The 2,895-nt window shown below is 45.9% G+C and carries 3 protein-coding genes; 2 read left to right on the top strand and 1 reads right to left on the bottom strand.

The genetic code is table 11. From position 1 onward, the window contains the following. Positions 1 to 131: 131 nt before the first annotated feature. Positions 132 to 497 (top strand): helix-turn-helix domain-containing protein, encoded by a 366-nt coding sequence (locus tag C8D82_RS20385; protein ID WP_116886132.1) that lies wholly within the window; start codon positions 132 to 134, stop codon positions 495 to 497. 187 nt (positions 498 to 684) lie between these two features. On the opposite strand, the gene C8D82_RS22450 is transcribed toward C8D82_RS20385, so the two are convergent. Further along, positions 685 to 888 (bottom strand): transposase, encoded by a 204-nt coding sequence (locus tag C8D82_RS22450; RefSeq protein ID WP_390621896.1) that lies wholly within the window; start codon positions 886 to 888, stop codon positions 685 to 687. 475 nt (positions 889 to 1,363) lie between these two features. Here C8D82_RS22450 and C8D82_RS20375 point away from each other — a divergent pair, with 475 nt between their 5' ends. After that, complete coding sequence (locus C8D82_RS20375; protein ID WP_207776207.1) at positions 1,364 to 2,581, top strand: ATP-binding protein; 1,218 nt, start codon at positions 1,364 to 1,366, stop codon at positions 2,579 to 2,581. Positions 2,582 to 2,895: the final 314 nt, after the last annotated feature.

The raw sequence follows: 2,895 nt of genomic DNA, 5'->3' as shown, positions 1-2,895 counted from the left end.
TATGCCGGATTTTCGCTTGAACGCGGACGGGTTCGGATGTATTACCCGCCGCAAAAACAAAACTTTCATTTTTTCATATTACTTTTGACACTACCGTGTTGGGACATGTACTGTTGCGCTGCCCGGAGGAGATGGAGATCAAGGAACTGCCCATCAACCGCCGGATTCATGTCGCGTTGAAATACATTTCAGAGCATTTGAATGAAAAGCTGGACAACAATATGCTGGCGAATCATTGCGGCCTGGCGCGCAATGCGTTTGTCCGGCTCTTTTCCGCGACGATGGAGGAGAGTCCGCAGGCATTCGTCCGGCGCCGGAAAATTGAACGGGCCTGCTATCTTCTGCACTTCAGCAATCTTTCCATCAAGGAGATTGCGAAGGAGCTCGGTTTTGCCGATCAGTACTGTTTTTCCAAGACATTCGCCAAACTTCAGCACAACTCACCAAGTCGCTTCCGCAAATCACATATGTCGTTCAAAAGCGATTATAGCTGCTGAGGCTCCAAGGCTATAACTATTCTCCTAACCTGAATATTGCATGAATTTTCCAGTTTTGAGAAAAATGCTTTTCCAGAGCCTTGCGCTTGTTTTTTCAAGAATATTCAGCCTTGTATTCCATAAATTGGCCATACCTCTCCCTTTCCCCCGTTGTTGATCAGCAAGCCGGGAACAGCTCTCCTGACGATTATTCCATGGCAATGATCTTTGCAGCGATCAAGCGCAACAGTTCCTGATTCGGACAAGCGCTTGAAAGAGCGACATAGATTTTTCGGGTATTGCGACGAATGACAGCACCGATTTTCACTAGGTATAATCGGATGCTGCCACAGGTTACTTCAGCAAATTTTCTTCCATTCAGAAGGAATGCCAGAAACCTTTCCATAAGAATGTAAGCACACAGAAATTTGGAATATCCACATTGTATTTCGAAAGGTCTTGAAATTCTTTATTTTCAAAGATTCGATTTTCATGACTGCTGTTCCTTGTCCACTTCTGCTTCTTTACAATAGTGATTGGATTGGAAAAAAGCAATCTCTGCGATACGAAATATTTCATACTCCCACCCAATTCCCTTGAGTTTCAGGTTTCTGGGTTCCGGTGTTGACGAAAGACATATAGCCGGTAGTTTTCAAGGGAAGAATACGCGCCAAAGAAAACTCCCGGATTTACAGGTAGTCAATTTTCCCCGCCATTATTGATACACAGTTATCGGATATCGGTTATTTGGTAATAGGACAGGTAGAATTCATCTTTTTCAAAGAATGATTTTGAATTAGCGTAAAGAGGCTTGAAATATAAATTAATGACGCTATTTTAAAGTTATACTTTGAAATTTGGAGGATTTTATGTATATCAAGAGGAGTTTGGAAAAACCGTTTCTGGAAGCAAGCCATTTTTTTCCTGCGTTGTTGATCACCGGAGCTCGGCAGGTTGGAAAGACGACGTTTTTACGGGCCATTGCGGAAAAAGAACGGCGCTTTGTATCTCTCGATGCGTTGGATGTGCAGATGCGCGCCAAAGAAGATCCCCGGCTTTTTCTGGCGGATAATCCGCCTCCTGTCATTATTGATGAAATTCAATATGCTCCGGAGCTTCTCCCTTATATCAAGGAGATCATTGACGCTCGCCGTCATGAAGATCCGGAACATGCCAGGGGACTTTACTGGCTGACCGGCTCTCAACAGTTCCAGTTGATGAAGGGGGTGACGGAATCGCTGGCCGGGCGTATCGGTATTTTCATGATGTACGGACTTTCCAACCGCGAACGGAACGGGCAGCCGGAACGAGCATTTCTGCCCGACACCTTTTCACTTGACAATATGCCCTCAAAAACGCCGTCTGAATTTTTTGCAGCACTATGGCGGGGGAGTTATCCTGAACTGGCGGCTTCGCCGGACGGGGACAAATTCCGGACGCGATTTTATCAATCTTATGTAAGGAGCTATCTTGACCGGGATGTAAGCCAGTTGACGCAAGTGGCCGATCAGGAGAAATTCTATGCTTTCTTGAAATCGGTCGCCGCCCGTTCCGGCCAGATGCTCAATTATTCCGACCTCGCCCGCGATACCGGAGTCAGCCAGCCGACGGCCAAAAACTACCTGAGCATCCTCCAAACTTCCGGAATTGTCAAATTGCTGTATCCTTATAAAGCAAGCTGTGCGGCGGCGATGGTCTCCACGCCGAAACTCTACATGCTGGATACGGGTTTAATGGCATATCTCACGGAATGGACTACGCCGGAGGTGTTGGCGAACGGAGCTGCTGCAGGACACTTCTTCGAGTCCTGGTGTTTCGCGGAAATCCTGAAAAGTTACGCCAACGCAGGGATGGAAGCGAATTTTTACTATTACCGTGACAAGCAGCGTAATCCCGGCGAAATTGATCTGATCATCAAGCAGAACGGCACACTCTACCCGGTGGAATTCAAAAAAGCAGCGACGATAAATAAGGAGGCTATCCGGCATTTTTCCAAACTCGCGGCCTTCAAACAACCAATTGGAATGGGTGCGCTGGTGAGTCTGTATCCGGATATAATTTCCTTGAGTGCTGAAGCAAAAAATATTCCAGCCGCGGCGCTGTAAACTCGACAATCACATGGGAAATCGCCGCCAAGCGTTGTGACGCTTGGCGGCGTTTCTCCTCTTCATCGCAATGAAAGCTCATTGCGCTATTTTATTTATCAGCAATACAAAGAAGTTACGATACCAATTTACGCCGTGTGCAAGTTTTATTGGTAAAAAACGAAAAAGAGCATGCTTGGGCTATTAATAGCCGAAATATCGATTAAGTTAGGTTAGCTACAACCAACTTAGAAAGGTATTCAAGCATGCTCACGGAAGACTATATCACCGAAGTGTATTGTTTCATAGACGACATGATGAAAGAATGTTGGAAA

The organism is Victivallis vadensis, from assembly GCF_003096415.1.
GTDB classification, from domain to species: Bacteria; Verrucomicrobiota; Lentisphaeria; order Victivallales; family Victivallaceae; genus Victivallis; species Victivallis vadensis.
Note: the sequence above shows the minus strand (reverse complement) of the source record. Positions and strands in the feature narration are given on the sequence as shown.